At 70.2% G+C, this 24529-nt stretch carries 34 protein-coding genes, 1 tRNA gene and 2 pseudogenes; 33 read left to right on the forward strand and 4 right to left on the reverse strand.

Going from position 1 to position 24529, the window contains the following annotated elements:
• Window positions 1-5: 5 nt before the first annotated feature.
• Both P0R35_RS06960 and P0R35_RS06965 read right to left on the reverse strand, forming a co-directional pair.
• On the reverse strand, window positions 6-2618 hold the full coding sequence (locus P0R35_RS06960; protein WP_284014460.1) for a heavy metal translocating P-type ATPase: 2613 nt from the start codon (window positions 2616-2618) through the stop codon (window positions 6-8).
• Window positions 2619-2713: 95 nt separating this feature from the next.
• Window positions 2714-3028: an MTH1187 family thiamine-binding protein gene (locus P0R35_RS06965; RefSeq protein ID WP_284014461.1), complete on the reverse strand. Its 315-nt coding sequence runs from the start codon at window positions 3026-3028 to the stop codon at window positions 2714-2716.
• 118 nt (window positions 3029-3146) lie between these two features.
• Between P0R35_RS06965 and P0R35_RS06970 the strand changes: the two genes are divergently transcribed.
• Window positions 3147-4268 carry a YihY/virulence factor BrkB family protein gene (locus P0R35_RS06970; protein WP_284014462.1) on the forward strand — a complete coding sequence of 374 codons (1122 nt, stop codon included), beginning with the start codon at window positions 3147-3149 and terminating at the stop codon, window positions 4266-4268.
• 30 nt (window positions 4269-4298) lie between these two features.
• Window positions 4299-4583: a hypothetical protein gene (locus P0R35_RS06975; RefSeq protein ID WP_284014463.1), complete on the forward strand. Its 285-nt coding sequence runs from the start codon at window positions 4299-4301 to the stop codon at window positions 4581-4583.
• A gap of 25 nt (window positions 4584-4608) precedes the next feature.
• Here P0R35_RS06975 and P0R35_RS06980 read toward each other — a convergent pair whose 3' ends face one another.
• Window positions 4609-4998, reverse strand: coding sequence for a CBS domain-containing protein (locus P0R35_RS06980; RefSeq protein ID WP_284014583.1), 390 nt, complete (start codon window positions 4996-4998; stop codon window positions 4609-4611).
• Window positions 4999-5247: 249 nt separating this feature from the next.
• Here P0R35_RS06980 and P0R35_RS06985 point away from each other — a divergent pair, with 249 nt between their 5' ends.
• Together P0R35_RS06985 and P0R35_RS06990 are read left to right on the forward strand one after the other, a co-directional pair.
• Complete coding sequence (locus tag P0R35_RS06985; protein ID WP_284014464.1) at window positions 5248-5520, forward strand: amphi-Trp domain-containing protein; 273 nt, start codon at window positions 5248-5250, stop codon at window positions 5518-5520.
• Window positions 5517-5930 (forward strand): hypothetical protein, encoded by a 414-nt coding sequence (locus P0R35_RS06990; RefSeq protein WP_284014465.1) that lies wholly within the window; start codon window positions 5517-5519, stop codon window positions 5928-5930. Before P0R35_RS06985 ends, P0R35_RS06990 begins: the two co-directional genes overlap by 4 nt.
• 73 nt (window positions 5931-6003) lie before the next feature.
• On the opposite strand, the gene P0R35_RS06995 is transcribed toward P0R35_RS06990, so the two are convergent.
• Window positions 6004-6074, reverse strand: a tRNA-Gly gene (locus P0R35_RS06995).
• A 271-nt stretch (window positions 6075-6345) separates the two neighbouring features.
• Between P0R35_RS06995 and P0R35_RS07000 the strand changes: the two are divergent.
• The 29 genes and pseudogenes from P0R35_RS07000 (at window position 6346) to P0R35_RS07150 (ending at window position 24461) form a co-directional block, all read left to right on the forward strand.
• A pseudogene (locus tag P0R35_RS07000) lies at window positions 6346-7181 on the forward strand (putative RNA uridine N3 methyltransferase).
• Between the two features lie 8 nt (window positions 7182-7189).
• On the forward strand, window positions 7190-8206 hold the full coding sequence (locus P0R35_RS07010) for a 50S ribosomal protein L3 (RefSeq protein ID WP_284014468.1): 1017 nt from the start codon (window positions 7190-7192) through the stop codon (window positions 8204-8206).
• Window positions 8206-8952 (forward strand): 50S ribosomal protein L4, encoded by a 747-nt coding sequence (gene rpl4p / locus P0R35_RS07015; protein WP_284014469.1) that lies wholly within the window; start codon window positions 8206-8208, stop codon window positions 8950-8952. Before P0R35_RS07010 ends, rpl4p begins: the two co-directional genes overlap by 1 nt.
• Window positions 8949-9203 (forward strand): 50S ribosomal protein L23, encoded by a 255-nt coding sequence (locus tag P0R35_RS07020; RefSeq protein WP_284014470.1) that lies wholly within the window; start codon window positions 8949-8951, stop codon window positions 9201-9203. Before rpl4p ends, P0R35_RS07020 begins: the two co-directional genes overlap by 4 nt.
• A 2-nt stretch (window positions 9204-9205) precedes the next feature.
• Complete coding sequence (locus tag P0R35_RS07025; protein WP_284014471.1) at window positions 9206-9934, forward strand: 50S ribosomal protein L2; 729 nt, start codon at window positions 9206-9208, stop codon at window positions 9932-9934.
• 3 nt (window positions 9935-9937) lie between these two features.
• A complete protein-coding gene (locus P0R35_RS07030) occupies window positions 9938-10360 on the forward strand; it encodes a 30S ribosomal protein S19 (RefSeq protein ID WP_284014472.1) in 423 nt (140 codons plus the stop codon).
• Between the two features lie 3 nt (window positions 10361-10363).
• Window positions 10364-10825: a 50S ribosomal protein L22 gene (locus P0R35_RS07035; protein WP_284014473.1), complete on the forward strand. Its 462-nt coding sequence runs from the start codon at window positions 10364-10366 to the stop codon at window positions 10823-10825.
• Entirely contained in the window at window positions 10825-11769 is a 945-nt protein-coding gene (locus tag P0R35_RS07040) for a 30S ribosomal protein S3 (RefSeq protein ID WP_284014474.1), read from the forward strand. Before P0R35_RS07035 ends, P0R35_RS07040 begins: the two co-directional genes overlap by 1 nt.
• Before the next feature lie 3 nt (window positions 11770-11772).
• A complete protein-coding gene (gene rpmC / locus P0R35_RS07045) occupies window positions 11773-11985 on the forward strand; it encodes a 50S ribosomal protein L29 (protein ID WP_284014475.1) in 213 nt (70 codons plus the stop codon).
• An 11-nt stretch (window positions 11986-11996) separates the two neighbouring features.
• A pseudogene (locus P0R35_RS16410) lies at window positions 11997-12472 on the forward strand (ribonuclease P protein subunit).
• On the forward strand, window positions 12457-12789 hold the full coding sequence (locus P0R35_RS07060) for a 30S ribosomal protein S17 (RefSeq protein ID WP_277553411.1): 333 nt from the start codon (window positions 12457-12459) through the stop codon (window positions 12787-12789). The pseudogene P0R35_RS16410 and the gene P0R35_RS07060 overlap by 16 nt, the downstream one beginning before the upstream one ends.
• Window positions 12789-13187 carry a 50S ribosomal protein L14 gene (locus P0R35_RS07065; RefSeq protein ID WP_284014478.1) on the forward strand — a complete coding sequence of 133 codons (399 nt, stop codon included), beginning with the start codon at window positions 12789-12791 and terminating at the stop codon, window positions 13185-13187. The genes P0R35_RS07060 and P0R35_RS07065 overlap by 1 nt, the downstream gene beginning before the upstream one ends.
• Complete coding sequence (gene rplX / locus P0R35_RS07070; protein WP_284014479.1) at window positions 13184-13546, forward strand: 50S ribosomal protein L24; 363 nt, start codon at window positions 13184-13186, stop codon at window positions 13544-13546. The genes P0R35_RS07065 and rplX overlap by 4 nt, the downstream gene beginning before the upstream one ends.
• 1 nt (window position 13547) lies before the next feature.
• Window positions 13548-14246 carry a 30S ribosomal protein S4e gene (locus tag P0R35_RS07075; RefSeq protein ID WP_284014480.1) on the forward strand — a complete coding sequence of 233 codons (699 nt, stop codon included), beginning with the start codon at window positions 13548-13550 and terminating at the stop codon, window positions 14244-14246.
• A complete protein-coding gene (locus tag P0R35_RS07080) occupies window positions 14243-14764 on the forward strand; it encodes a 50S ribosomal protein L5 (protein ID WP_284014481.1) in 522 nt (173 codons plus the stop codon). The genes P0R35_RS07075 and P0R35_RS07080 overlap by 4 nt, the downstream gene beginning before the upstream one ends.
• The gene (locus tag P0R35_RS07085; RefSeq protein ID WP_284014482.1) at window positions 14761-14952 is read left to right on the forward strand and encodes a 30S ribosomal protein S14; all 192 of its coding nucleotides are present in this window, start codon (window positions 14761-14763) and stop codon (window positions 14950-14952) included. The genes P0R35_RS07080 and P0R35_RS07085 overlap by 4 nt, the downstream gene beginning before the upstream one ends.
• A gap of 2 nt (window positions 14953-14954) precedes the next feature.
• Window positions 14955-15347: a 30S ribosomal protein S8 gene (locus P0R35_RS07090; protein WP_276237210.1), complete on the forward strand. Its 393-nt coding sequence runs from the start codon at window positions 14955-14957 to the stop codon at window positions 15345-15347.
• A 1-nt stretch (window position 15348) separates the two neighbouring features.
• Window positions 15349-15882: a 50S ribosomal protein L6 gene (locus P0R35_RS07095; RefSeq protein WP_284014483.1), complete on the forward strand. Its 534-nt coding sequence runs from the start codon at window positions 15349-15351 to the stop codon at window positions 15880-15882.
• On the forward strand, window positions 15883-16593 hold the full coding sequence (locus tag P0R35_RS07100; protein WP_284014484.1) for a 50S ribosomal protein L32e: 711 nt from the start codon (window positions 15883-15885) through the stop codon (window positions 16591-16593).
• Entirely contained in the window at window positions 16590-17051 is a 462-nt protein-coding gene (locus P0R35_RS07105; RefSeq protein WP_284014485.1) for a 50S ribosomal protein L19e, read from the forward strand. The genes P0R35_RS07100 and P0R35_RS07105 overlap by 4 nt, the downstream gene beginning before the upstream one ends.
• A complete protein-coding gene (locus tag P0R35_RS07110; protein ID WP_284014486.1) occupies window positions 17051-17614 on the forward strand; it encodes a 50S ribosomal protein L18 in 564 nt (187 codons plus the stop codon). The genes P0R35_RS07105 and P0R35_RS07110 overlap by 1 nt, the downstream gene beginning before the upstream one ends.
• Window positions 17607-18254 carry a 30S ribosomal protein S5 gene (locus P0R35_RS07115; protein WP_284014487.1) on the forward strand — a complete coding sequence of 216 codons (648 nt, stop codon included), beginning with the start codon at window positions 17607-17609 and terminating at the stop codon, window positions 18252-18254. Before P0R35_RS07110 ends, P0R35_RS07115 begins: the two co-directional genes overlap by 8 nt.
• A complete protein-coding gene (rpmD, locus tag P0R35_RS07120; protein ID WP_284014488.1) occupies window positions 18254-18712 on the forward strand; it encodes a 50S ribosomal protein L30 in 459 nt (152 codons plus the stop codon). The genes P0R35_RS07115 and rpmD overlap by 1 nt, the downstream gene beginning before the upstream one ends.
• Window positions 18712-19203 (forward strand): uL15m family ribosomal protein, encoded by a 492-nt coding sequence (locus tag P0R35_RS07125; protein ID WP_284014489.1) that lies wholly within the window; start codon window positions 18712-18714, stop codon window positions 19201-19203. Before rpmD ends, P0R35_RS07125 begins: the two co-directional genes overlap by 1 nt.
• 111 nt (window positions 19204-19314) lie before the next feature.
• The gene (locus P0R35_RS07130; RefSeq protein ID WP_284014490.1) at window positions 19315-19650 is read left to right on the forward strand and encodes a putative quinol monooxygenase; all 336 of its coding nucleotides are present in this window, start codon (window positions 19315-19317) and stop codon (window positions 19648-19650) included.
• A gap of 129 nt (window positions 19651-19779) precedes the next feature.
• Window positions 19780-21246, forward strand: coding sequence for a preprotein translocase subunit SecY (gene secY / locus P0R35_RS07135; protein ID WP_284014491.1), 1467 nt, complete (start codon window positions 19780-19782; stop codon window positions 21244-21246).
• Window positions 21247-21382: 136 nt separating this feature from the next.
• Entirely contained in the window at window positions 21383-21574 is a 192-nt protein-coding gene (locus P0R35_RS07140) for a hypothetical protein (protein ID WP_284014492.1), read from the forward strand.
• 191 nt (window positions 21575-21765) lie between these two features.
• Window positions 21766-22188, forward strand: a complete 423-nt coding sequence (locus tag P0R35_RS07145; protein WP_284014493.1) for a universal stress protein — start codon at window positions 21766-21768, stop codon at window positions 22186-22188.
• The gene (locus tag P0R35_RS07150) at window positions 22185-24461 is read left to right on the forward strand and encodes an amino acid permease (RefSeq protein ID WP_284014494.1); all 2277 of its coding nucleotides are present in this window, start codon (window positions 22185-22187) and stop codon (window positions 24459-24461) included. Before P0R35_RS07145 ends, P0R35_RS07150 begins: the two co-directional genes overlap by 4 nt.
• Window positions 24462-24529: the final 68 nt, after the last annotated feature.

Here is a 24529-nt window from a genome sequence, read left to right on the forward strand (position 1 = left end):
TTCGCTCAGCCGTCCGCCGGGGGCGCGTCGTCGCCGGCCGCCGTCGCCGGCGGGGAGCCGGGGTCGTCCGCACGGACGCGGGCCAGTCGGCTCGCGTTCGCCGTCACGCCGACGGTCATCCCCGCGTCGCCCGCGAGCACGGCGAACCAGATGGGGACGAGGCCGAACGGGACCGCCGCCGCGAGGACGGCCTTCGCCGCGAGGCTCGTCCAGACGTTCTGCCGGATGACGCCGTTTGCCCGCTCGGCGAGCGTCCGGAGGTACGGGAGCGTCGAGAGGTCGTCGGCCAGCAGCGCCACGTCGGCCGTCTCCAGCGCGGTGTCCGTGCCGGCCGCGCCCATCGCGATGCCGACGGTGGCGGTGGCGAGCGCGGGCGCGTCGTTGACGCCGTCGCCGACCATCGCGACGCCGTCGTGGTCGGCGAGCAGGCCCTCGACGGCGGCGACCTTCTCGTCGGGGAGCAACTCGGCGCGCACCTCGTCGACGCCGACCGTCTCGCCGACGGCGCGGGCGGTGCGCTCGTTGTCGCCGGTGAGCATCACGGTGCGCACGCCGGCCTCGCGGAGCCGTTCGACCGTGCGTGCGGCTTCGGGGCGCACCTCGTCGGCGACCGCGATGACCCCCTCGAGGTCGTCCTCGGTGCCGACGAGGACGACCGTCTTCCCCTCGGCTTGGAGCTCGGGCACGGTGTCCGACAGCAGGTCGAGGCAGTTGTTCCGCTCGCAGATGGCGCGGGAGGTCCGGGTGACGACGCCGCCGTCGGTGGCGGCGTGGACGTGCGACAAATCGAAGCCCAGATCCGCGAACAGGCCGGGTTTGCCCGCGTAGTGGGGGGTGCCGTCGAGCGTCGCGCTGACGCCCTTCCCGGTGACGGCCTCGAAGTCGTCGACCGCCCGGTCGGCGACGCCCGTCTCGTCGGCGCGTGCGACGATGGCGTCGCCGATGGGGTGCTCGGAGCGGAGCTCCAGCCCGCGGGCACAGCGCAACACGTCCTCCTCCGTGTTGTCGCCCAGCGGGATCACGTCCGTGACGGTCAGTTCGCCTTTGGTGAGCGTCCCGGTCTTGTCGAAGGCGACGGCGTCCACGTCGCCCATCGCCTCGAGGTACGTGCCGCCCTTGATCAGGACGCCGTTGCGTGCGGCCGAGGTGATGCCCGAGACGACCGTGACCGGCGTCGAGATCACGAACGCGCATGGGCACGCGAGCACGAGGAGGGTCAGCCCGTAGAGGACGAACTCCTCCCACGCCGCGCCGAGCGCGAGCGGCGGGCCGACCGCGACCAGCAGCGCGAACGCGACGACGACCGGGGTGTAGTAGCCCGCGAAGCGCTCGACGAACTGCTCGCGCTCGGAGCGTTCGCCCTGGGCGGCCTCGACCATGTCGACCACCCGCGAGAGCGTGTCCTCCCCGGCCTCGGTCGTCACCTCGACCGCGAGGTAGCCGCCCTCGACGATGGTGCCGGCGAACACCTCGTCGCCGGGCGCCTTGTCGACGGGGACGGACTCCCCGGTGACGGGCGCCTGGTTCACCGCGCTGGCCCCGTCCGTGACGGTGCCGTCGCGGGGGATCCGCTCGCCCGGGCGGACGACGACCGTCTCGCCGACCGCGACCGCCTCGGCGGGCACCACCTGCTCGTCGCCGTCGCGGCGGACGGTCGCCTCGGTCGGCGACAGCTCCATCAGCTCGCGCAGGGAGTCGCGCGCGCGGTCCATCGCCGCCCGCTCCAGCAGTTCCGAGACGGAGAACAGCGTCGTCAGCGTCGCCGCCTCGAAGTACAGCGGCTCGTCGAACCCGACGCCGGCGGCGACGGCGCCGAGGATTGCGACGCTCATCAGCAGGTCGATGTCGAGGCTGCGCTGGCGCAGCGAGTAGACGCCGTTGCGGAAGACGGCGACCCCGCCGACGGCGACCGCCGCGAGGTACGCGAGGTCGCCGATCCGGACCGCGCGCCCCACGAGGTCGACGGTCGGGCCGGCGCCGGCGGGCGCCAGCGGGTTCGCGAGCACGAGGCCGACCGCCGTGAGCGCCGCGGCCGCGTACGTGGCGTACGCACGGCGCGTGCGCCACGTCGAGGGGCCGCCCTCGTCGGCGGGGGCGTCGTCGAGGGAGGTCGACACCACCTCGTAGCCCGCCGACTCGACGGCCGCCACGAGCGCCTCGAGGCTCGTCGCCGCCGGGTCGTACCGGAGCACCACATCGCCCACGGTGGGTCGGGTGTCGACCTCGCGGACGCCGTCCGCGCGCTCCAGCGCGCCCGTCACCTTGTTCGCACAGGACGCGCAGTCCATCTCCGGCACCGACAGCGTCACCGACTCGAGGTCGTCGGCGACGTCGTAGCCGGCCGCCTCGACCGCGGCGACGACGGCCGCGCGGTCGGTCGACCCGTCGGTCGCGACCGAGAGCGTGCCCGTGGTGGGCCGCGGGTCGACGCCCGTCACGCCCGGCACGTCGCGCACGCTCCGCTCCACCTTCGCCGCACAGGAGGCGCAGTCCATCCCCGGCACCGACAGCGTGAGGTCGGCCGCGCCCGCGGCCGCCGCCCCGTCCGGGTCGCCGCGGCCGTCGCCGGTCGCGCGGTCGTGCCCGCCGGGGTCGGGCGGGTCGTCGTCGTGTGGCATCCTCGTCCGAAGGTAGCGGACGCGCGGGTATTAACCCACCTGCCAAGAGCACCGGGTTTTGTGGTAAAAGCTAATAACCGATCGCGCCTGAGTTATTATCTCCTGTCGCTGCGTGCGGGTCGGCCGAGTTCCCGTTCGACGGCCGCGACCTTCTCGTCGGCGCGCTGGTCGCGCGTGCGCTTGTCGTCGATCTTGAGGACCGTCGAGACGCGGTCGCCGTCGACCGCCTTGTGGGCGGCCGTCGCCGCGGCCATCACCTCGTCGATCGAGTCGGCTTCGATCACCGTGCCCATCGGGTTCGTCTCGTAGGTCACGTCGAACCCGTCGAGGGCGGCGACCGCCTTCGCGACCTCGCTCGCCATGCTTCCCTCGACCACCGGCGCGACGCTGAGGAGTGCGACAACCGTCACGACGGGAGCCACGGCGCCCGGGTCGAAAGCGATTCCGCCGGGGCGACGCCCGCGGGGTCGGCTCGCTCGCCGGCTCGACCGCCGGTGTGCTTTTGCGACCCACCGACGTCGAACGGGTATGAACGGACGCCGCGTCGTCACGCTCGCCCGCGCGGTCGTCCACGAGATCCGGACGGAGAAGCTCACCTTCCTCGCGGGCAGCGTCGCCTACCACGCGTTCGTCTCGCTGCTCCCGCTGATGGTGCTCGTCGTCCTCGTGTTGACGACCGTCGGCGGTCGGGGGCTGGAGGCCGCCTTCGAGTCGCTCGTCGCGGCGGCGCTGACGCCCGACGCGGGGCGGGAACTCCTCGCGGAACTGGAGCGGGCCAGCGCCTCAACGACGCTGTCGGTGCTCGGGATCGGTGTGCTCGTGTGGGGGGCGCTGCGCGTGTTCCGGGGGCTCGATACCGCCTTCTCGGACATCTACGAGACGGAGGCCGAGAACACGTTCCTCGACCAGGTGACCGACGGGCTGCTCGTGCTCGTCGTCTTCGGCGGCGCCGTCGTCGCCGCGGCCGCGCTGAACGCCGCCGTCGGCGGCGGGCTCGGCGGCCCCGGCGGCGCGGTCGGGTGGGTGCTCCACCGGCTGGCGCTGGCGGTCGCGCTGACGGCGGCGCTGTACCCGATGTACTACGTGTTCCCCGACACCGACGTCACGGTCGTCGAGGTGCTCCCCGGCGCGGCGCTGGCGGGGGGCGGTCTCGCCGCCGCGGAGGCGCTGTTCCGGGTGTACGTGGACTGGAGCAGCGCCCAGCCCGACCAGAGCGTCGTCGCCGCCATCCTCGTGTTCCTCACGTGGCTGTACCTCTCGGGGCTGGTGATCCTCGTCGGCGCGGCCGTCAACGCGGTGCTCGCGAACCGCTCGGCAGACGTGTCGATCGACCCCGTGTTCGGGGGCGGGGCCGCGCCGCCCGCCCGCCCCGCGACGGACGACGTCGTCGGCGACCTCACGCGGCTACGCGACCTCGCGGGCGGCACCGACGGCGGCGCGGGCGCGCCCGGACCGGTGACCGTCTCCGTCGACGGCGAGTCGGTCACCCTCCCGGCGCCCGACCGGATCGCCGTCGACACCGACCACTCACAGCCGGGCGACCGCGGCGTCGGGGTTGAGTTCCGCTGGTTCCCGAGGGCCCGCGGCGGGGACGACGTCGGGGAACCCGCGCCGGACGACGACGGCGCCGCGGAAACGGCAACCGACTAATCCCTCGCGGCGCGACGACGACGCGTGTACGTGAGTCACCCGGTTCGGGAGATGCGCGACGACCCCGCGTCGGGCGAGCGCGCGACGCTGGTCGTGGAACTCGCCCCGGACGCCGACGCCGACGCGTTCCTCGAGGCGGTCGAGCGACTCGGCGGGACCGTCGAGGCGGAACTCCGGTTCGACGCCGTCCGGCTGACCCTCGCGGAGGAGGCGGTCGCCGACCTCTGTGCGCTGTCCGGACTCGCGGTCGTCGAGACGGACAACGCGGTGGGCTACGGCGGGGACGCCGGGGAGGACGTCGACGGGCCGGGGTGAGCGGCCCGTCGGCGCGGCCGGCCGCTCAGTGCTGCAGCGAGGAGAGGTACGCGGTGAGGTCGGTCGTCGAGACGACGCCGACGACGCCGTCCTCGCCGTCGGTGACGGGCATGTGGTGGAAGCCGTGGTCCAGCATCGTGCGCGACACCGCCGACAGCGAGTCGCCGGGGTCGGCGGTGACGAGGTCCGTGCTCATGTACTCGGAGACGGGCGTCTGGTCTTTCGGCTGTCGCTCGGCGACGATCTGGACGAAGTCCGTGTTGGTGAGGATCCCCCGGAGCCCCCCGTCCTCGACGACGATCACCGACCCGATCCCGCGTTCCATCATCCCCTTGGCGGCCTCCTCGACCAGGGTGTCGGGGGAGACGGTGTAGAGGTCCTCGGACATCACCTGCGCGACGAACACGTCGTCGATATCGTGCATGGGTACTCCGGGGATGCGCAGGCGTGTGAATAAGCGTTGGTGTCGTGGTCGCGCCGGCGCCGGCGGGCGGGCCGATCGGATCGCCACACTGGGGCGAGTCGACCGCCGAGCGGCGGGGTTCGATCGCCACCCGGGACACACGACGCACAAATATCGTGTCATCCGGCCGTGTAACGGTCGTATTCGGCTGCATTCAGCGTCAGATACATCCGTCAACTTCGAGACGTGTCGCACACCGATATGGCCGAGACGACGACCCACACCCGGGAACTGAGTCGCACCGAGACCGCCGCGTACCTGCGGCGGATCGCCGACGAGTTGGACTCCGACGCGGAGACGGTACGCGTCCCGGTCGGCAACAAGTCGGTGCGGCTCTCGCCGCCCGACCGACTGGCCGGCGAGGTGACCGTGATCGAGCGCTCGCGGCGGCTCCGTCGGGACGTCGAACTGCTCGAACTCGCGTTCGAGTGGACCCCGTCGAAGCGCGCCCGCAACCGGGGTGAGGACGGGTGACCGCGGCGGCCGCGGCCGCGACCCCCCTGCAGACGACGCTCACGCCCGGGTTCGTCGCCAGCGCCGCGGTCGTGTTCCTCGTGAGCCTGGTCGTCGGCACCGTGGCGATCCGACTGGGGGCGCAGGTGGTCATCGACCGCGACACGGGGAACCGACGGGCGCTCGCCGCGGCGCTCGCGGGCGCGCTCGCGTACACACTCGTGAGCTACCTGCTCGGGTGGGTGCCGCTGCTCGGGCCGTTGGTGATGCTCGTGGCGTGGGTCGGCGTGATCAACTGGCAGTACCCGGGCGGCTGGGGGACGGCCGCGGGTATCGGCGGGACCGCGTGGGTCGTCGCGGTGGCGATCCTGGTCGGCCTCGCGCGCCTCGGCGCGCTCGTCCCCGAAGCCGTCGGCGTCCCGGGCGTGTAGTCGACCCTGCCGGGCCGGCGGTCACGGAGCTGGACGAGGCAGCCGCTGTGTCGTCGACGTCGTCCGAGAAGGATGCACTGGCTGGGATTTGAACCCAGGTTGTGACCATGGCAAGGTCACGTGATACCACTACACTACCAGTGCGTACCTGCATCCGGGCGCCGTCTCCGGCTTTCTCCCGGTGCGCATTCACCACTAACGGCAGGGTGATATATAAATCCGTTCCTCCGGGACCGCCGTGCGGGAACGTATCGTGACACCGACCGGCACGCCGATGTCGCCGGGTGGCACGCGAACAGTTCACATCCGAAACGCCCGTGGACAGGTGTGTGAAGCCGTCACGCCGCCACGGACGATTCAATACCCTTTTACGGGGCGACCGAGGATCGATGAGATACAGTCCGGTGTAGCGACAATGAGCGGAACGACACTCGACGTGCTCGTTCCGTCGTCGCTCGTCCGGGAGGCCGAGGACGGCCGCGAGGCCACACGGAAACTCGGTTACGTCGCCCGCGCGGCGACGATCTTCCGGGCGGACCGGTTGGTCGTCTTCCCCGACCGGGAAGGCGAACGTCGCAGAGGCGGCGAGTACGTCCGCACCGTGCTGGAGTACTGCGCGACCCCCTCCTACCTCCGTCGTGAGGTGTGGGGGAAACGCGAGGAACTCCGGCACGTGGGCGTGCTCCCGCCGATGCGGCCCGCTCGATCCGGCCCAGACGGGTCGGAACTACGAGAGGGAATCGTGACCGAGGTCGGACCTGAAGGCCGCGTTCGGGTCAATTGCGGAACGCAACACCCGATCTCCCTGCACGCGTCTCCCGGACGGGAGTACGTGGAGGGGGGAGCGCGTCACCGTCAGGGTCTCTTCGAGAGAACCGGTTCGTGCCCGCCTCACCGACGACCCCCCGCCGGGGTTCCGGGTGGCCGGCGCGACCTTGGAGGACGCCCTCGCCGACGCCGAAACCGCGATCGCCACGTCGCGACACGGACGCGAACTGTCCGTGTCACGACTGGCGGACGTTCGGACACGCACGCGCGACACACACGTCGCCGTCGCCTTCGGCTCGCCCGGCAGGGGGGCTCCCGGCCATCCTCGGCATGGACACCGAGGATGTCCCGGTCGACCCCGACGCCACGGACGGCTCGGGGTTCGACCTCTGGCTGAACGCGATTCCGCGACAGGGGAGCGAGGTCGTGCGGACCGAAGAAGCGATCTTCGCCGCGCTCTCGCCCCTCACGCTCACGGAGTAAGCAAACACATGCCACAACCAAGCAGACCACGCAAGGGTTCGCTGGGCTTCGGTCCGCGCACGCGCGCGAACGACGAAGTCCCCCGCATCCGCTCGTGGCCCGAGGACGACGGCGCGGCCGGCGTCCAGGGCTTCGCGGGCTACAAGGCGGGCATGACCCACGTCGTGATGGTGAACGACGAGTCCGACTCCCCGCGCGAGGGGATGGAGGAGTCCGTTCCCGTCACCGTCGTGGAGGTGCCGCCGATGCGAGCGGTCGCCCTGCGAGCCTACGAGGACACGCCGTACGGACAGAAGCCGGTCACCGAGGTCTGGGCCACCGAGTTCCACGACGAACTCGACCGCACCCTCGACCTGCCGGCGGAGAACACCTTCGAGGAGGACAGCGAGGAACTGCGCGAACTGGTCGCCGACGGCGTCGTCGACGACCTCCGGTTCATCACCCACACCGAGCCGGCCGAGCTCTCGAACGTCCCCAAGAAGAAGCCCGACGTGATGGAGACGCGGGTCGGCGGCGCCTCGATGGACGAGCGCCTCGACTACGCGCTCGACCTCGTCGAGGACGGCGGCGAACACGAGTTCGGCGACGTCTTCCGCGCCGGCGAGTACGCCGACGTCTCCGGCGTCACGAAGGGGAAGGGCACCCAGGGCCCCGTCAAGCGCTGGGGCGTCCAGAAGCGGAAGGGCAAGCACGCGCGACAGGGCTGGCGGCGCCGGATCGGGAATCTCGGCCCGTGGAACCCCTCGCGCGTCCGCTCGACCGTCCCCCAGCAGGGGCAGACCGGCTACCACCAGCGCACGGAGCTCAACAAGCGGCTCATCGACTTCGGCGAGGGCGACGACGCCTCCGTCGCGGGCGGCTTCAAGGGCTACGGCGAGGTGGACGGCCACTACGCGCTCGTGAAGGGCTCGCTCCCGGGTCCCTCCAAGCGCCTCCTGCGCTTCCGCCCGGCCATCCGGCCGAACGACCAGCCGCGCCTCGACCCCGAGGTGCGCTACGTCTCCACCGAGTCGAACCAAGGATAATGAAGGCAACAGTACGAGACCTGAACGGCGACGACGCGGGCGAGATCGACCTCCCCGACGTCTTCGAGACGGAGTTCCGCTCGGACCTGATCCAGCGAGCCGTCGTCGCCGCGCAGGCCAACCGGAAACAGGCGTACGGCGCCGACGAGTTCGCCGGCCTCCGCACTCCCGCGGAGTCGTTCGGCTCCGGCCGCGGCATGGCCCACGTGCCCCGACAGAACGGGCAGGGTCGCCGCGTGCCGCAGACCGTCAAGGGTCGCAAGGCCCACCCGCCGAAGGCCGAGAAGGACCAGACCAAGAAGGTGAACGACAAGGAGCGCAAGCTCGCGACGCGGTCGGCCATCGCGGCCACCGCCGACGCCGAGCGCGTCGCCGAGCGCGGCCACGCCTTCGACGAGGACACCGAGCTCCCGCTCGTCGTCTCCGACGAGTTCGAGGACCTCGTGAAGACGAAGGAGGTCGTCTCCTTCCTCGAGGCCGTCGGCGTCCACGCCGACATCGAGCGCGCCGACGAGGGGCGCACGATCCGCGCCGGGCGCGGGACGACCCGCGGCCGCAAGACGCAGGAGCCGAAGTCGGTGCTGTTCGTCACCAGCGAGACGCCGTCGAAGGCGGCGCGCAACCTCGCCGGTGCCGACGTCGCCACCGGCCGCGAGGTGAGCGTCGAGGACCTGGCGCCCGGCACGCACGCCGGCCGCCTCACCGTCTTCACCGAGAGCGCGCTGGCGGAGGTGGCCGAACGATGAGTTCGGTCATCCACCACCCGCTCGTCACCGAGAAGGCGATGGACGAGATGGACTTCCAGAACAAGCTCCAGTTCGTCGTCGACATCGACGCGAACAAGCCGGAGATCGCCGAGGCGGTCGCCGCGCAGTTCGACGTCGCCGTCGAGTCGGTCCGCACGCAGGTGACCCCGCAGGGCAAGAAGAAGGCAACCGTCGAACTCGGCGAGGACGACGACGCGCAGGAAGTCGCCTCCCGCATCGGGGTGTTCTGAGAATGGGACGCAGGATCCAGGGACAACGACGCGGCCGCGGCAGCTCGACGTTCCGAGCGCCGTCGCACCGCTACAAGTCGGACAAGCAGCACAAGAAGATCGCGGAGGACGACGCGGACACCGTCCACGGCGAGGTCGTCGGCATCGAGCACGACCCCGCCCGCTCGGCCCCGCTCGCGGACGTCGAGTTCGAGGACGGCGACCGCCGCCTCGTGCTCGCCCCCGAGGGCGTCACGGTCGGCGAGACGCTGTCGGTCGGCGTCTCCGCGGAGATCAAGCCCGGCAACACGCTGCCCATCGGGGAGATCCCCGAGGGCGTGCCGGTGTGTAACGTCGAGTCCAAGCCCGGCGACGGCGGCAAGTTCGCCCGCGCCTCGGGCGTCAACGCGACGCTGCTCACCCACGACCGCGACGTGACGGTCGTCCAGCTCCCGTCGGGCGAGGTCAAGCGCCTCAACCCCGACTGCCGCGCCACCGTCGGCGTCGTCGCCGGCGGCGGTCGGACGGAGAAGCCGTTCGTCAAGGCCGGCAAGAAGTACCACAAGATGCGCAGTCGCGGGACGAAGTACCCGCGCGTTCGCGGTGTCGCGATGAACGCCGTCGACCACCCGTTCGGTGGCGGCGGCCGCCAGCACCCCGGACAGCCGAAGTCCGTCTCGCGCAACGCGCCGCCGGGCCGGAAGGTCGGCGACATCGCCTCCAAGCGGACGGGCCGCGGAGGCAACAAGTAACCCATGAGCTCTGAATACCGCACCGGCCGCGAGGGTGAGTTCACCTACCGCGGTCACACGCTCGACGAGCTCCAGGAGATGGAGCTCGACGAGGTCGCTGAACTGCTGCCCGCCCGCGCGCGGCGAAGCATCACTCGAGGACTCGGGGTCCAGCAGCAGAAGCTGCTGGAGGACGCCCGGGAGGCAACCGAGGAGGAGACGGCCAACGACCCGCTCCGCACGCACCTGCGCGACATGCCGGTGCTGCCGGAGTTCGTCGGCCTCACGTTCGAGGTGTACGACGGCAGCCACTTCGAGCGCGTCGTCGTCGAGCCCGAGATGATCGGGCACTACCTCGGCGAGTTCAACCTCACACGGAACTCCGTGGAACACGGGCAGGCCGGCATCGGCGCGACCCGGTCCTCGAAGTTCGTGCCCCTCAAGTAACCCATGGGAATCAACTACAGCGTCGACGCCGACCCGGAGACCACCGCCAAGGGGATGCTCCGCGAGCGGCAGATCAGTTTCAAGCACAGCAAGGCCATCGCCCGCGAGATCAACGGCGAGACGGTCGCCGACGCCCGCGAGTACCTGCACGCGGTCATCGACGGGGAGCGCTCCGTCCCGTTCCGCAAGCACAACTCCGGCGTCGGCCACCGCTCGGACATCGACGGCTGGGACGCCGGCCGCTACCCCGAGAAGGCCTCCAAGGACTTCCTGAAGCTCCTCGAGAACGTCGCGAACAACGCCGACGAGCAGGGCTTCGACGGACAGTCCATGACGATCAAACACGTCGCCGCCCACAAGGTCGGCGAACAGCAGGGCCGCAAGCCCCGCGCGATGGGTCGCGCGAGCGCCTGGAACACCCCGCAAGTGGACGTCGAAATGATCATCGAGGAGGAGGATAACTGATGGCGGACGAGCACCAGTTCATCGAGGACGGGCTCCAGCGGAGCCAGATCAACGAGTTCTTCGAGGACGAGCTCGGTCGCGCCGGCTACGGCGGGATGGAGGTCGCGAAGACGCCCATGGGCACCCAGATCGTGCTCAAAGCCGAGAAGCCCGGTATGGTGATCGGCAAGGGCGGGAAGAACATCCGCAAGGTCACCTCCGAGCTGGAGGAGCGCTTCGACATGGACGACCCGCAGATCGACGTGCAGGAGGTCGACGAACCCGACCTCAACGCGAAGATCGTCGCGGACCGTCTCGCGAACGCGCTCGAGCGCGGCTGGTACTTCCGCCGTGCGGGCCACACCACGATCGACCGGATCATGGACTCCGGCGCCCTCGGCGCCGAGATCGTCCTCTCCGGGAAGGTCACGGGCGCCCGCTCGCGCGTGGAGAAGTTCAACCGCGGCTACATCAAGCACAACGGCGAGCCCGCCGAGGACGTCGTCGACGAGGGCCAGGGCGTGGCCGTCATGAAGCTCGGCACCATCGGCGTGACCGTCAAGATCATCCCGCCGGGCGCGGTGCTGCCCGACGACTTCGAGATCGCCGAGGACGCCGACGCGCCCGAGGTCGAGCAGGCCGCCCCCGCCAGCGAGGGCGTGGAGGACCTGCTCGCCGACGTGGACGACGAGGAGGTGCCGGAGGCCGGCGACGTCGACGCGGAGTTCGACGAGCCGGAGGTGCCGGACGCCGACCCCGAGGACGTCATCGACGAGGAGGTCGTCGAGGAGGTCATCGAGGCCGACGACACCCCCGACGGCGAGGACGCACCGACCGCCACCCCCGACGACGAGGAGCCCGAACTCGACGACCTCGACGAGGACGTCGAGGCCGAGGCCGAGGACCTCGTCGCCGAGATGGAGGCGGACGACGAAGCCGACGCGGACGACGAGGAGGAGGAGTAACCGATGGCGATCCTCCACGTCCAGGAAGTCCGCGACATGACGCCCGCCGAGCGCGAGGCCGAACTCGAGGAGCTCGAGACCGAGCTGCTCAACATGAAGGCCGTGCAGGCGGCCGGCGGCGCCCCGGACAACCCGGGGCGCGTCGGCGAGCTGAAGCGCACCATCGCGCGGATCAAGACGGTCCAGCGCGAGGAAGGCGACCTCGACGACGAGTAACGACACGACACATGGCACCCACTCCCGAGACGCTCACGCGACACGAACTCCGCGGCCTCCCGGTACGGGTGGTCGCCGCCGCCAGCGACGCCCACGTCGGGCTCGCGGGCGTCGTCGTGTCCGAGAGCATGCGCACCCTCACGGTGCGCGCCTCGGGGGTGACAAACGGGTGCCGAAGGAGGGGACGACGTTCGCGTTCGTCCTCTCCGCGCAGGAATCGGGAGACGGCGTGGGCCGCCGTCACACCCAGCCCATAGATGAAGCCGCGGGGGACCGCAAGGCCCCCGGGTCCGCGTTCGAACTTCCGTCGTCCGGACTCCCCACACTGGCCGGGGAGCACGGACAGTACGATACTACCGGCGTCAGACCCGGTCAGTCGGACGGTTGCGAGGACGCGGTCTCCGTTACGGTGGATGGGGCCAGACTGCTCTCACGACCCGCCTTCCGCACGGAACGTGCGGGTGATCACCAATGGCAATCGGACTGAACGTAACAGAACCGGAGGAGGCCTGCTCCGACGAGAACTGCCCGTTCCACGGATCGCTGTCCGTGCGCGGTCAGACCCTCGAAGGCACGGTCGCCTCCACATCGATGGACAAGACGGTCGTCGTCGAGCGCGAATACGACGTATTCGTGCCGAAGTACGACCGGTACATGAAGCGACGCAGCCGGGTCCCGGCTCACCTGTCGCCCTGCCTCGACGTCGAGGAGGGCGACCGCGTGCGCATCGCCGAGACGCGGCCGCTGTCGAAGACGAAGAGCCACGTCGTCGTCGAGACGCTCGACACGGAGGGTGATGCCTGATGGAGGCCCTGAAGGCCGACGTCACGCAGGGCCTCGAGAAGGGCTCCCTGATCGCGTGCGCCGACAACACCGGCGCGCGTGAGCTGAAGGTCATCTCCGTGTCCGGCTACTCGGGGACGAAGAACCGACACCCCAAGGCGGGCGTCGCCGACAAGGTCACCGTCTCGGTGACCAAGGGCACGCCCGAGATGCGCCGGCAGGTGCTGGAGGCCGTCGTGGTCCGCCAGCGCAAGCCCATCCGTCGTCCCGACGGCACCCGCGTGAAGTTCGCGGACAACGCCGCCGTCGTGATCGACGACATGGAGGAGCCGCGCGGGACCGAGATCAAAGGTCCCATCGCGCGCGAAGTCGCCGAGCGCTTCGGGAGCATCGCATCCACCGCGACGCAGATCGTATGACAGAGCAACCACGCAAACAGCGCACTCGGACGCGAGAGGCGCCGCTCCACGAGCGGCAGAAGTTCGTCCGCGCGACCCTGTCGGCCGACCTCCGCGAGGAGTACGGCCAGCGGAACGTCCGCGTCAACGCGGGCGACACCGTCGAGGTCATGCGCGGCGACTTCGCCGGCGAGGAGGGCGAGGTCATCGACGTCGACCTGCGCCGCTCGACCATCCACGTCGAGGGCGTCGTCGTCGAGAAGGCCGACGGGGAGGAGACCCCCCGCCCGCTCGACGCCTCGAACGTTCGCGTCGTCGACCTCGACCTCGAGGACGACGTCCGCGAGGCGCGCCTGGAGTCCGACGAGGAGGCTGCATAACATGAGTAACCACCAGAAGCGACTGTCGGCCCCGAACTCGTGGCCGATCGAGCGGAAGGAGGAGACGTTCACCGTGAAGGCGGGCGCGGGCCCGCACGGCGAGGCCGGCGTACCCCTGCTGATCGTCCTTCGGGACGTGCTGGGCTACGTCGACACCCGCAAGGAGGCGCGCTACGCGCTCGACCACGGTTCCGTACTCGTCAACGGCAAGGCGGTCTCGGACGAGGCCCGCCCGGTCGGGATGTTCGACATCCTGGCGTTCGCCGAGCGCGAGGAGTACTACCGGGTGTTCCCCGGCGAGGGCGGCCGGCTCTCGCTGACCCCCATCGACGAGGAGGCCGCCTCCTCGCGGCTGGGGAAGGTCGCCGGCAAGACGCAGGTCGCCGGCGGCGACTTCCAGTACACGCTGCACGACGGGACGACGCTCGTCACCGACGAGGGCTCGTACGCGGGCGGCGACTCGCTGGTCGTCGACAACGACACGAAGGAGGTCGTCGCGCACTTCCCCTACGAGGAGGGCGCGCTCGTCACCGCCGTCGCCGGCTCGCACGCCGGCGAAATCGGCACCGTCGAGGAGATCACCGTCACCGCCGGCTCCGGCGACAACGCCGTCGACGTGAGCCAGGAGGACGGCGGCTTCGAGACGATCGAACGCTACGTCGTCGTCATCGACGAGAACTTCACGGGTGATGACGAATGAGCGAGGCCGAGTCGTTCCACGAGATGCGCGAGCCGCGCATCGAGAAGGTCGTCGTCCACATGGGCGTCGGTCAGGGTGGCCGCGAACTCGCCAACGGCGAGGACATCCTCGAGGAGATCACCGGGCAGGAGACCGTTCGCACGACGGCCAAGCGCGCCATCGGCGAGTTCGGCATCCGACCCGGCGACCCCATCGGGGCGAAGGTCACGCTGCGTGACGAGGACGCCCACGAGTTCCTGCACACGGCCCTGGAGCTGGTGGACCTGTCCCCCTCGCAGTTCGACGACACCGGGAACTTCAGCTTCGGCGTCGCCGAACACACCGAGTTCCCGAGTCAGGAGTACGACCCGCAGATCGGCATCTACGGGCTCGACGTCACGGTGACGCTCACGCGTCCGGGCTACCGCGTCTCCAAGCGGGACAAGGTGACCCGATCGATCCCGAACGCCCACCGGATGACCGTCGAGGACGCCGTCGCGTACCTCGAGCGCGAGTTCGACGTGGAGGTCAACGAATGAGCGACGCGAACACAGAGACGACCGGATCCGAGGAGACGGGCGAGCACGCCGCCAAGCGCACCGGCCAGGAGGTCGAGTGCCGTCGGTGTGAGCGCAAGCAGGGCCTGGTCGGCAAGTACGACATCAACCTCTGCCGCCAGTGCTTCCGCGAGGTCGCCCGCGACATGGGGTTCCGGAAGTACCGATAACAATGGCAGGTAACGACCCACTCGCCGACGCCCTCGCCGGTCTCGACAACGCCGAGGACGTCGGCCATCTGGAACACACGGTCCAGCCCGCCTCGAACATCATCGGCTCCACGCTCGAAGTGCTGTACGACAGCGGCTACGTCGACGGCTTCGAGTTCGTGGACGACGGCCGAGCGGGAACGTTCGAGGTCGAACTGAAGGGCGCCATCAACGAGTGTGGCGCCGTCAAGCCGCGCTACTCCGTGGCCGCGGACGGCTACGAGAAGTGGGAGAAGCGGTTCCTCCCCGCGCGCGACTACGGCGCACTCATCGTGACGACGAGTCACGGCGTCATGAGCCACTACGAGGCCCGCGAACAGGGCATCGGTGGCCAGGTAATCGCATACGTCTACTGATATGGAACGAGACATCGAACTACCAGAGGACGTCTCCGCCGACCTCGACCACCTCGACCTCACCGTCGAGGGGCCGAACGGCTCGGTGACGCGCCGACTGTGGTACCCGGACGTCAGCGTCTCCGTCGAGGACGACGCCGTCGTCATCGCGTACCCGGACGACGCCGACCGGAAGACGAACGCGACCGTCGGCACCTTCGCGAGCCACGTGACCAACATGGTCCACGGGGTCACCGAGGGGTGGGAGTACGAGATGGAGGTCTTCTACGCCCACTTCCCGATGGACGTGTCCATCGAGGGCGACGAGGTCGTCATCACGAACTTCCTCGGCGAGTCGGCTCCCCGCCGCACGCAGATCCGGGGCGACACCGACGTACAGATCGACGGCGAGGCGCTCACCCTGTCCGGCCCCTCCAAGGAGGACGTCGGGCAGACGGCCGCCAGCATCGAACAGCTCACCCGCGTGACCGACAAGGACACGCGCGTCTTCCAGGACGGCGTGTACATCACGCGCAAGCCCACGGGGGGTGCCTGAATGAGCGACGACGTCGAGTCGCTCGAGGACATCTCCGGCGTCGGCCCGTCGAAGGCCGACGCGCTCCGCGAGGCCGGCTACGAGTCCGTCGAGGACGTCAAGGCCGCCTCGCAGGGCGAACTGGCCGAGGTCGACGGCATCGGGAACGCCCTCGCCGCCCGCATCAAGGCGGACGTCGGCGGGCTCGAGGTCGAGGACGACACCGAGGCCGAGATCGAGGAGGACGAGTCCGAGGCCGAGGCCGACGAGGCCGAGGAGGAGGACGTCGAGACGGAACTGCGTCCGCGCGGTCACGCGGACAAGACCCCGGAGCTTGACGACGAGCGCGCCCGCGCGCTCGCCAAGAAGCTCCGCGAGGGCAAGCCGCAGTTCAACCGCCAGGACTACCACAAGAAGAAGCGCGTCCCGACGTCGTGGCGGCGTCCGCGCGGCCAGCTGTCGAAGCAGCGCAAGTCGATCAAGGGCAAGGGCCCGAAGGTCGAGGCGGGCTTCCGCTCGCCGACGGCCGCCCGCGGCCTGCACCCGAGCGGCTTCGAGGAGGTCCGCGTGTTCAACACGGACGACCTCGAGGGCGTCGACCCGGCCACCGAGGCCGTGCGCATCGCGTCGACCGTCGGCGGTCGCAAGCGCGAGGCGATCGAAGACGAGTGCGAGGACCGCGAGATCCGCGTCCTCAACCCGACCTACGTCGAAGTGGAGGTTGACCAATGAGCGACCTGGCAGCGCAGCGCCGGCTCGCCGCCGACGAACTCGACGTCGGCAAGAGCCGCGTCTGGCTCAACCCGGAGGCACAGGACGAGCTCGCGGACGCCATCACCCGAGAGGACATCCGCGAGCAGATCGAGCAGGGCAACATCCGCGAGCAGGACGCCAAGGGCAACTCCCGCGGTCGCGCACGCGAGCGCGACGAGAAGCGCGCCTACGGCCACCGCAGCGGCGCCGGCACCCGCAAGGGGAAAGCCGGCGGCCGCCAGAACACCAAAGACGACTGGATCGCGCGGATCCGCGCCCAGCGCGCACGCCTCAAGGAGCTCCGCGACGACGGCCCCCTGAACAGCACGCAGTACCGCGAGCTGTACAACAAGGCCTCCGGCGGGGAGTTCGAGGACGTGCGACGGCTGAACAGCTACATCGAGAACAACTACGACGTCACTCTGGAGGACGACTAATGGCGACCGGACCACGATACAAGGTACCCATGCGTCGCCGGCGGGAAGTCCGGACGGACTACCATCAGCGGTTGCGCCTGCTGAAATCCGGCAAGCCGCGACTCGTCGCGCGCCTGTCGAACAAGCACGTCAGGGCGCAGCTGGTTTCCCCCGGCCCCGACGGCGACATCACACACGCGGCCGCGTCCAGCGAGGACCTCGAGGACTTCGGCTGGGAGGCACCCACTGCGAACCTCCCCAGCGCGTACCTCACGGGCTACCTCGCGGGACTGCGGGCGGTCGAGGCGGGCCTCGAAGAGGCCGTCCTCGACATCGGCCTGAACACCGCCACGCCCGGGAACAAGGCGTTCGCGGTGCAGGAAGGAGCGATCGACGCCGGGCTCGAGATCCCCCACAACGAGAGCGTCCTCGCGGACTGGTCGCGCAACCGCGGCGAGCACATCGCCGAGTACGCCGAGCAGCTCGACGAGCCGCTGTACAGCGGGGAGTTCGACGCGGCGGACCTGCCCGAGCACTTCGACGAGCTTCGGGAGACCCTGACGGAGGAATTCGACAATGAGTAGAAACGGCGGCTGGACGCCGCGCACGCGGCTCGGCCGGAAGGTACAGGAGGGCGACATCACCACGATGGAGCAGGCGCTCGACTCGGGGCTCCCGCTGAAGGAGCACCAGCTGGTCGACCAGCTGCTCCCCGACCTGGAGGACGAGGTGCTGGACATCAACATGGTCCAGCGCATGACCGACTCCGGGCGCCGCGTCAAGTTCCGCTGTGTCGTCGCCATCGGCAACAACGACGGCTTCCTCGGCTACGCCGAGGGCCGCGACGACCAGGTCGGCGGCGCGATCCAGAAGGCGATCGAGGTCGCCAAGCTGAACATGATCAAGGTCGACCGCGGCTCGGGCTCGTGGGAGGACTCCGCCGGCGGGGTCAACTCCCTCACCCGGACGGCGACCGGCAAGGCCGGCTCCGTCGAGGTCGAGATCAAGCCCGCCCCGCAGGGGCTCGGGCTGGCGGCGGCGCCGACCGTCCGCAACATCCTCGAGCTCGCGGGCGTCCAGGACGCCTGGACGTCCTCGACCGGGAACACGCGGACGACGGTCAACCTCGCCAAGGCGACGTTCAACGCCCTGAAGAACGCCTCGCAGGCGCGCACGCCCGACCGGGCGCGGCGCATCCAGCGCGAAGCGGAGGGTGGGAACTGATGCAGGCGGTCGTCCAACTGCGCGGCGAGATCGACATGTCCGCCGCCCAGCGCGACACCCTGAAGATGCTCAACATCCACGCGATCAACCACTGCGCGCTGGTGCCCGACGAGGACACCTACCGCGGGATGATCGCGAAGGTGAACGACTTCGTCGCGTTCGGCGAGCCCGACGTCGAGACGGTCGAGCTGCTGCTCGCGCGCCGCGCCGAGCCCCTCGAGGGCGACGCGGACATCGACGACGAGTGGGTCGACGATAACACCGAGTACTCGGACGTCGAGGCGCTGGCGGCGGCGCTCGTGGACGAGGAGACGACCCTGCGCGAGCAGGGCCTCTCTCCGGTCCTGCGGCTGCACGCCCCGCGCGGCGGCCACAAGGGCATCAAACACGCCGTGAAGAACGGCGGCGAGCTGGGTCACCACGACGACATCGACGGCCTGCTGGAGGCGATGCGATAATGACGAAGAAGAAGCGACGCCAGCGCGGCTCGCGCACGCACGGCGGCGGCTCCCACAAGAACCGGCGCGGCGCCGGTCACCGGGGCGGTCGCGGCGCGGCCGGCCGCAAGAAGCACGAACGGCAGCTGTACGGTCCGCTCGGCAAGCACGGCTTCAAGCGCCCGCAGGGCGTGCAAGACGAGGTCGCGGAGGTCTCCGTCCAGAAGCTCGACGAGGACGCCGGGCTGCTGGCCGCCGAGGGCGTCGCGAGCGAGGAGGGCGACGGCTACGCCCTCGACGCCCGCGACGTCGCGGAGGACGGCCACGAGGTCGACGTGGTGAAGGTGCTCGGCGACGGGCAGGTCCACGGGGAGCTGCACGTCACCGCCGACGCGTTCACCGCGGAGGCGCGCCGCCTCATCGAGGAGGCGGGCGGCTCCGCCGAACTGACCGAGCGCGCCGAGCAGGCCGCGGCCGACGACGACGAGTCCGACGCCGAGGACGACGAGTAACACTCCGCCGCGTCGCGGCGGGTCGCGGCTTCCGTTTCTTCGGAACGACGTCGCGCCGGCGACGCGTCCGTCGGTAGAACCTTTATTCTGAACTCCGCCGACGACGAAGCCGTGATCGTCACACACACGTCGATCCCGTTCGACCCGGCGCGCCGTGAGGAGGCGATGGCCCTCGTGTCGGCGGTCGTCGAGGCCACGCGCGAGGAGTCCGGCGTCGTCAGGTACAGCGCGGCCGAGGACAGCGAGACGCCGGGGCTCGTCCGGTTCTTCGAGCAGTACGAGGACGCCGCGGCCGCACGGACTCACACCGAGACCGCCCACTACCGCCGGTTCGTGGAGGCGCTCCCCGACCTCGTGGACGGCGACATCGAGACCGTGCAGGCGACGGTCGAGGACGTGGAGGCGGCGACGTTCACCGCCGCGGAGGCGGCCGCGTCGATCGAGTGAGCGTCGGCGACCCGGGCGACGCCTCGCGGCCCCGCGACCGGGTCGGTCACCGCGGCCGCGTCGGTCGGTCGCGGCCGGGAGAGCCCAATCGAAGCGTTAAGGTGTACCGACCAACCAGACACACGCAATATGGGTTGGAAAGAGACCGCGGAACCCGTACTCACGCGGATGCCGACGGTCACGCGACCGGAGGGGCACGTCCCCTTCAAGCGGAAGCTCGCGTGGACGGCCGGCATCCTCGTGATGTACTTCTTCCTCACGAACATCACGATGTTCGGCCTCGCGACGACCGGGGCCGAAGGCGACTTCTACGGCCGCTTCCGGTCGATCCTCGCCGGGTCGCAGGGCTCGATCCTGCAGCTCGGGATCGGCCCGATCGTCACGGCGTCGATCGTCCTCCAACTGCTGGGCGGCGCGAACCTGCTGGGGCTCGACACCGACGACCCCCGCGACCAGGTGCTGTACCAGGGCCTCCAGAAGCTGCTGGTGATCGTGATGATCTGTCTGACCGGGCTGCCGATGGTGTTCGCCGGGAACTTCCTCCCCGTCGACGGCCAACTGGCGACGCAACTCGGCGTCGGCGTCACGGGGATGCGGAGCCTCCTGTTCGCGCAGATGTTCGTCGGCGGCGTCCTCATCCTGTTCATGGACGAGGTCATCTCGAAGTGGGGGGTCGGCTCCGGGATCGGGCTGTTCATCATCGCCGGCGTGAGCCAACAGCTCGTCGCCGGGCTGTTCGCCATCCCCGCCCTCGGGACGGGCGTCACCGGCTTCTTCCCCGCGTGGGTCGGCATCATCACCGGGAGCATCACGCTGGACCCGTTCTTCCAGTCGCTGCTGTTCGACCCCGGGAACATCCTCGCGCTGTTCACGACGGTGCTCATCTTCGCCATCGTCGTGTACACCGAGTCGGTGCGCGTCGAGATCCCGCTGAGCCACGCCCGCGTCAAGGGCGCCCGCGGTCGCTTCCCCGTGAAGCTCATCTACGCGTCCGTCCTGCCGATGATCCTCGTTCGCGCGCTGCAGGCGAACATTCAGTTCCTCGGGCAGATCCTCAACAACTACGTCACGCTGCCGGCGTTCATCGGGGTCTACTCGCAGGGCCAGCCGGTCAGCGGGCTGTTCTACTACCTCGCGCCGATCCAGTCGCGCGGCGACTGGATGTGGTTCACGGGCGCGTTCACCGTCACCGCGGAGCCGTGGCAGATCGTCATCCGCGTGCTCGTCGACCTCACGTTCATGATCATCGGCGGCGCCATCTTCGCGGTGTTCTGGGTGGAGACGACCGGCATGGGGCCGGAGTCGACCGCCAAGCAGATCCAGAACTCCGGGATGCAGATCCCCGGCTTCCGGAAGAACCCGCAGGTGATCGAGAAGGTGATGGAGCGGTACATCCCGCAGGTGACCGTCATCGGCGGCGCCTTGGTCGGCGCGCTGGCGGTGCTGGCGAACATGCTCGGCACGCTCGGCGGCGTCTCCGGAACGGGCCTGCTGCTGACGGTGTCGATCACGTACAAGCTGTACGAGGAGATCGCCGAAGAGCAGCTCATGGAGATGCACCCGATGATGCGGCAGATGTTCGGCTCCGACGACTGACGGACGCCCCGCCTTCGGTCCGCCGTCGACCGGTCTTCTCGTCCCACACCCGCGAGCGGCCGCCCCGGCGAGACGAATTATCGGGGGAGATATTCGGGGAGTCACTCGTAAATAAGCGAAGGCGAAAGACGGGAGTATGCACACGAACGACCGGCGCACCAGCCTGGAGGGGGAGCGGCTGGAGGACCTCCCGGAGTTCGAGCTCCGGTACCTGTTCGACGACGGGGAGCGGCCGAGCTCGGTGACGATCTACGCCCCGGAGTCGCTGGAGACGACGTGGATCACCGCCGACGCCGACGTGGCCGAGTCGCTCGACGACCTCCGCTGAGTCGCGCAACCGCGACGCGGCGGGCCCGCGGCACGGCCGTCGGGGAGGGGAGCGCTTAATCCCCTTCGGCGTGTGCGATGGCCCATGAACGAAGTCGAACACGACTCCAGCGGCGCGGCCGGCACCCGCCCGCGTCGCGCGGTTCCACCGACGGCGGACGTGACGACGGCCCCCGGCGGAGGTGACCCGCGGTGACGCTGCTCTCGCGCGTCGTCGTCCCCGTCGCCTCCGAAGCCGACGCCGCGGAGACGGCCGCGGCGCTCGCGGCCCACGACGACGAGGTCGGGGCGGTGACGCTCGTGTACGTCGTCGAGAAGGCCGGCGGCGCTGCGGACAAAGCCGGCGTCGAACAGCGCGAGGAGGCGGCCCGCGAGGCGTTCGCCGCGTTCGAGTCGGTGCTCTCCGACACGACCGTCGACGAGCGGATCGTGTACGACACCGACGTCGTCGACGGCGTCCTCGACGTCGCCCGGGAGGGCGACGCGACGGCCGTGGTGTTCACGCCCCGTGAGGGCGGCCGCTTCGTCCGGCTGCTCACCGGCGACGTGGCACTGCGGCTCGTGACCGAGGCCGACCGGCCGGTCGTGACCCTCCCGCGGCACGTAGACGAATGAGCGGCGACGAGGAGCTCGCGAAGGACCTCGGGCCGCTCGCGGCGCTCACCATCGGGGTCGGCACGATGATCGGCGCCGGCATCTTCGTGCTGCCCGGCACCGCCATCACGGACGCCGGTTGGTTCGCCGTGCTGTCGTTCGTGCTCGGCGGGGTCATCGCGCTGTTGACCGCGCTGTCGGCCAGCGAGCTCGGCACGGCGATGCCCCGCTCGGGCGGTGCCTACTACTACGTCAACCAAGGGCTCGGACCGCTGTTCGGCTCGATCGCCGGCTGGTCGAACTGGCTCGGCCTCGCGTTCGCGTCGGCGTTCTACATGGTCGGGTTCGGCGAGTACATCCGCGCCATCGTCGGCCCGGAGTTCGTCCTCTCGCTTGCGGGCCAGAGCGTGGCCGTCCCCGTCAGCGTGAAAGGGATCGGCCTGCTCGGCGGCGCCTTCTTCGTCACGATCAACTACATCGGAGCCAAGGAGACCGGCCGCCTGCAGAACGTCATCGTCGTCGTGCTGGTGGCGATCCTCACCGTGTTCACCGTCTACGGAGCCAGCCGCGCCGACCCCGGGAACCTGCCGCCGGGGAAGGGATTGAGCCCGACGCTCAGAACCACGGGCCTCATCTTCGTCTCGTACCTCGGGTTCGTCCAGATCACCAGCGTCGCCGAGGAGATCAAAGAGCCCAGCAAGAACCTCCCGCGGGCGGTCATCGGCAGCGTCGTCCTCGTCACCGCCATCTACGCGCTGGTGTTGATCGTGATGGCCGCCGCGGTTCCGCAGGGGTTCATCGCGGCCGTTCCCGGGAACCAGGTCGCCGTCGTCGAGGTCGGCCGGGAGATCTTCTCCGGGCTCGGCTCGTTCCTCGGGATCACCGCCAGCGGCCTGATGGCCGGGGCGCTGCTGTTCGGGGGACTGCTCGCGACCGCATCGAGCGCCAACGCCTCGATCCTGGCCTCCTCGCGGATCAACTTCGCGATGGGTCGCGACCGCATCCTCACCCCGGCGATCAACGAGGTCCACCCGCGCTTCGGGACGCCGTACCGCGCCATCGCGATCACCGGGGCGTTGATCCTCGTGTTCATCGTCGCCGCCCCGATCAACACGCTGGCGTCGATGGGGTCGGTGTTGCACCTGGTCATCTACGGCCTGCTCAACATCGCGCTGATCGTGTTCCGCGAGGCCGACGTGGAGGACTACGACCCCTCCTTCCACGTGCCGCTGTACCCGATCACGCCCATCGTCGGGGCGCTGGTCTCGTTCGCCCTGATCGCGTACATCGACCCCCGGGTGATCCTGCTCGGCGGGGTCCTCGTCGGCGCCGCCGTCGTGTGGTACCTCACGTACGCCCGCTCGCGGACCGAGACCGAGGGCGCGCTCTCGGAGTACGTCCGCCGGCGCTCCGACGAACTGCCCGACGCCGCCGTCGACGCGGCCGACGCGGTCGCCCCCGACGGGGGGCAGTACAAGGTGATGGTGCCGCTGGCGAACCCCGCCAGCGAGGCCGACCTCATCGAGCTGGGCGCGAACATCGCCCGCGAGCGCGGCGGCTCCGTCCACGCGGTCCACATCGTCTCGGTGCCAGACCAGACCTCCCTCGAGTACGCCGCCGCCAACGTCCCGAAGTTCGACGACACGAGCGACGAACTGCTCGACCGCGCCCGCCTCGACGCCGAGGAGCTGGGCGTCCCCGTCGAGACGAGCACCATCGTCTCACACCAGTCGTTCGCGGAGGTGTTCGACGCCGCCCGCACCCACGACGCCGACATGGTCGTGATGGGGTGGGGGCCGGAGGGACACGGGGCGCCCGGCCGCGTCGAGGGGCGCATCGACGAACTCACGCAGGACCTGCCGTGTGACTTCCTCGTCCTCAAGGACCGCGGCCTCGACCCACAGCGCGTGCTCGTCCCGACGGCCGGCGGCCCCGACTCCGACCTCTCGGCGGAGGTCGCGGGCTACCTCCGGCGGGCGTTCGACTCCGAGATCAGCCTCCTCCACGTCGCCGACGACGTGGGCGACGGGCGCGAGTTCCTCGCGACGTGGGCCAACGACCACGACCTCGGCGACGCCGAACAGATCGTCGAGTCCGGCGACGTGGAAGCCGCCATCGCCCGCCACGCGGCCGACGCCACGCTGGTGATCATCGGCGCGACCGAGCGCGGGATGCTCTCGCGGCTGGTGAGCGGCGCGCTCGCGCTCGACGTCGTCGAGGACGTGGACTGTTCGGTCCTGCTGGCGGAGCGGCCGACGAACCGCAGCATCCGCGACCGGCTGTTCGGCCGCTGAGGGCGGCGGCGGCGCCGGCGTCGGCGCCGCGGCCGATCCGGCAAGCCGACCGGCAAGCGGCACCTACT

This window comes from Halobaculum litoreum (assembly GCF_030127125.1).
Taxonomy (GTDB): Archaea; Halobacteriota; Halobacteria; order Halobacteriales; family Haloferacaceae; genus Halobaculum; species Halobaculum litoreum.

What these genes read in the sequence shown, in the direction of transcription:
- P0R35_RS06960 (WP_284014460.1), bottom strand. Translation starts at nt 2,618, where the DNA reads ATGCCACACGACGACGACCCGCCCGACCCCGGCGGGCACGACCGCGCG.
- P0R35_RS06970 (WP_284014462.1), top strand. Translation starts at nt 3,147, where the DNA reads ATGAACGGACGCCGCGTCGTCACGCTCGCCCGCGCGGTCGTCCACGAG.
- P0R35_RS06985 (WP_284014464.1), top strand. Translation starts at nt 5,248, where the DNA reads ATGGCCGAGACGACGACCCACACCCGGGAACTGAGTCGCACCGAGACC.
- P0R35_RS07010 (WP_284014468.1), top strand. Translation starts at nt 7,190, where the DNA reads ATGCCACAACCAAGCAGACCACGCAAGGGTTCGCTGGGCTTCGGTCCG.
- rpl4p (WP_284014469.1), top strand. Translation starts at nt 8,206, where the DNA reads ATGAAGGCAACAGTACGAGACCTGAACGGCGACGACGCGGGCGAGATC.
- P0R35_RS07020 (WP_284014470.1), top strand. Translation starts at nt 8,949, where the DNA reads ATGAGTTCGGTCATCCACCACCCGCTCGTCACCGAGAAGGCGATGGAC.
- P0R35_RS07025 (WP_284014471.1), top strand. Translation starts at nt 9,206, where the DNA reads ATGGGACGCAGGATCCAGGGACAACGACGCGGCCGCGGCAGCTCGACG.
- P0R35_RS07030 (WP_284014472.1), top strand. Translation starts at nt 9,938, where the DNA reads ATGAGCTCTGAATACCGCACCGGCCGCGAGGGTGAGTTCACCTACCGC.
- P0R35_RS07035 (WP_284014473.1), top strand. Translation starts at nt 10,364, where the DNA reads ATGGGAATCAACTACAGCGTCGACGCCGACCCGGAGACCACCGCCAAG.
- P0R35_RS07040 (WP_284014474.1), top strand. Translation starts at nt 10,825, where the DNA reads ATGGCGGACGAGCACCAGTTCATCGAGGACGGGCTCCAGCGGAGCCAG.
- rpmC (WP_284014475.1), top strand. Translation starts at nt 11,773, where the DNA reads ATGGCGATCCTCCACGTCCAGGAAGTCCGCGACATGACGCCCGCCGAG.
- P0R35_RS07060 (WP_277553411.1), top strand. Translation starts at nt 12,457, where the DNA reads ATGGCAATCGGACTGAACGTAACAGAACCGGAGGAGGCCTGCTCCGAC.
- P0R35_RS07065 (WP_284014478.1), top strand. Translation starts at nt 12,789, where the DNA reads ATGGAGGCCCTGAAGGCCGACGTCACGCAGGGCCTCGAGAAGGGCTCC.
- rplX (WP_284014479.1), top strand. Translation starts at nt 13,184, where the DNA reads ATGACAGAGCAACCACGCAAACAGCGCACTCGGACGCGAGAGGCGCCG.
- P0R35_RS07075 (WP_284014480.1), top strand. Translation starts at nt 13,548, where the DNA reads ATGAGTAACCACCAGAAGCGACTGTCGGCCCCGAACTCGTGGCCGATC.
- P0R35_RS07080 (WP_284014481.1), top strand. Translation starts at nt 14,243, where the DNA reads ATGAGCGAGGCCGAGTCGTTCCACGAGATGCGCGAGCCGCGCATCGAG.
- P0R35_RS07085 (WP_284014482.1), top strand. Translation starts at nt 14,761, where the DNA reads ATGAGCGACGCGAACACAGAGACGACCGGATCCGAGGAGACGGGCGAG.
- P0R35_RS07090 (WP_276237210.1), top strand. Translation starts at nt 14,955, where the DNA reads ATGGCAGGTAACGACCCACTCGCCGACGCCCTCGCCGGTCTCGACAAC.
- P0R35_RS07095 (WP_284014483.1), top strand. Translation starts at nt 15,349, where the DNA reads ATGGAACGAGACATCGAACTACCAGAGGACGTCTCCGCCGACCTCGAC.
- P0R35_RS07100 (WP_284014484.1), top strand. Translation starts at nt 15,883, where the DNA reads ATGAGCGACGACGTCGAGTCGCTCGAGGACATCTCCGGCGTCGGCCCG.
- P0R35_RS07105 (WP_284014485.1), top strand. Translation starts at nt 16,590, where the DNA reads ATGAGCGACCTGGCAGCGCAGCGCCGGCTCGCCGCCGACGAACTCGAC.
- P0R35_RS07110 (WP_284014486.1), top strand. Translation starts at nt 17,051, where the DNA reads ATGGCGACCGGACCACGATACAAGGTACCCATGCGTCGCCGGCGGGAA.
- P0R35_RS07115 (WP_284014487.1), top strand. Translation starts at nt 17,607, where the DNA reads ATGAGTAGAAACGGCGGCTGGACGCCGCGCACGCGGCTCGGCCGGAAG.
- rpmD (WP_284014488.1), top strand. Translation starts at nt 18,254, where the DNA reads ATGCAGGCGGTCGTCCAACTGCGCGGCGAGATCGACATGTCCGCCGCC.
- P0R35_RS07125 (WP_284014489.1), top strand. Translation starts at nt 18,712, where the DNA reads ATGACGAAGAAGAAGCGACGCCAGCGCGGCTCGCGCACGCACGGCGGC.
- secY (WP_284014491.1), top strand. Translation starts at nt 19,780, where the DNA reads ATGGGTTGGAAAGAGACCGCGGAACCCGTACTCACGCGGATGCCGACG.
- P0R35_RS07140 (WP_284014492.1), top strand. Translation starts at nt 21,383, where the DNA reads ATGCACACGAACGACCGGCGCACCAGCCTGGAGGGGGAGCGGCTGGAG.
- P0R35_RS07150 (WP_284014494.1), top strand. Translation starts at nt 22,185, where the DNA reads ATGAGCGGCGACGAGGAGCTCGCGAAGGACCTCGGGCCGCTCGCGGCG.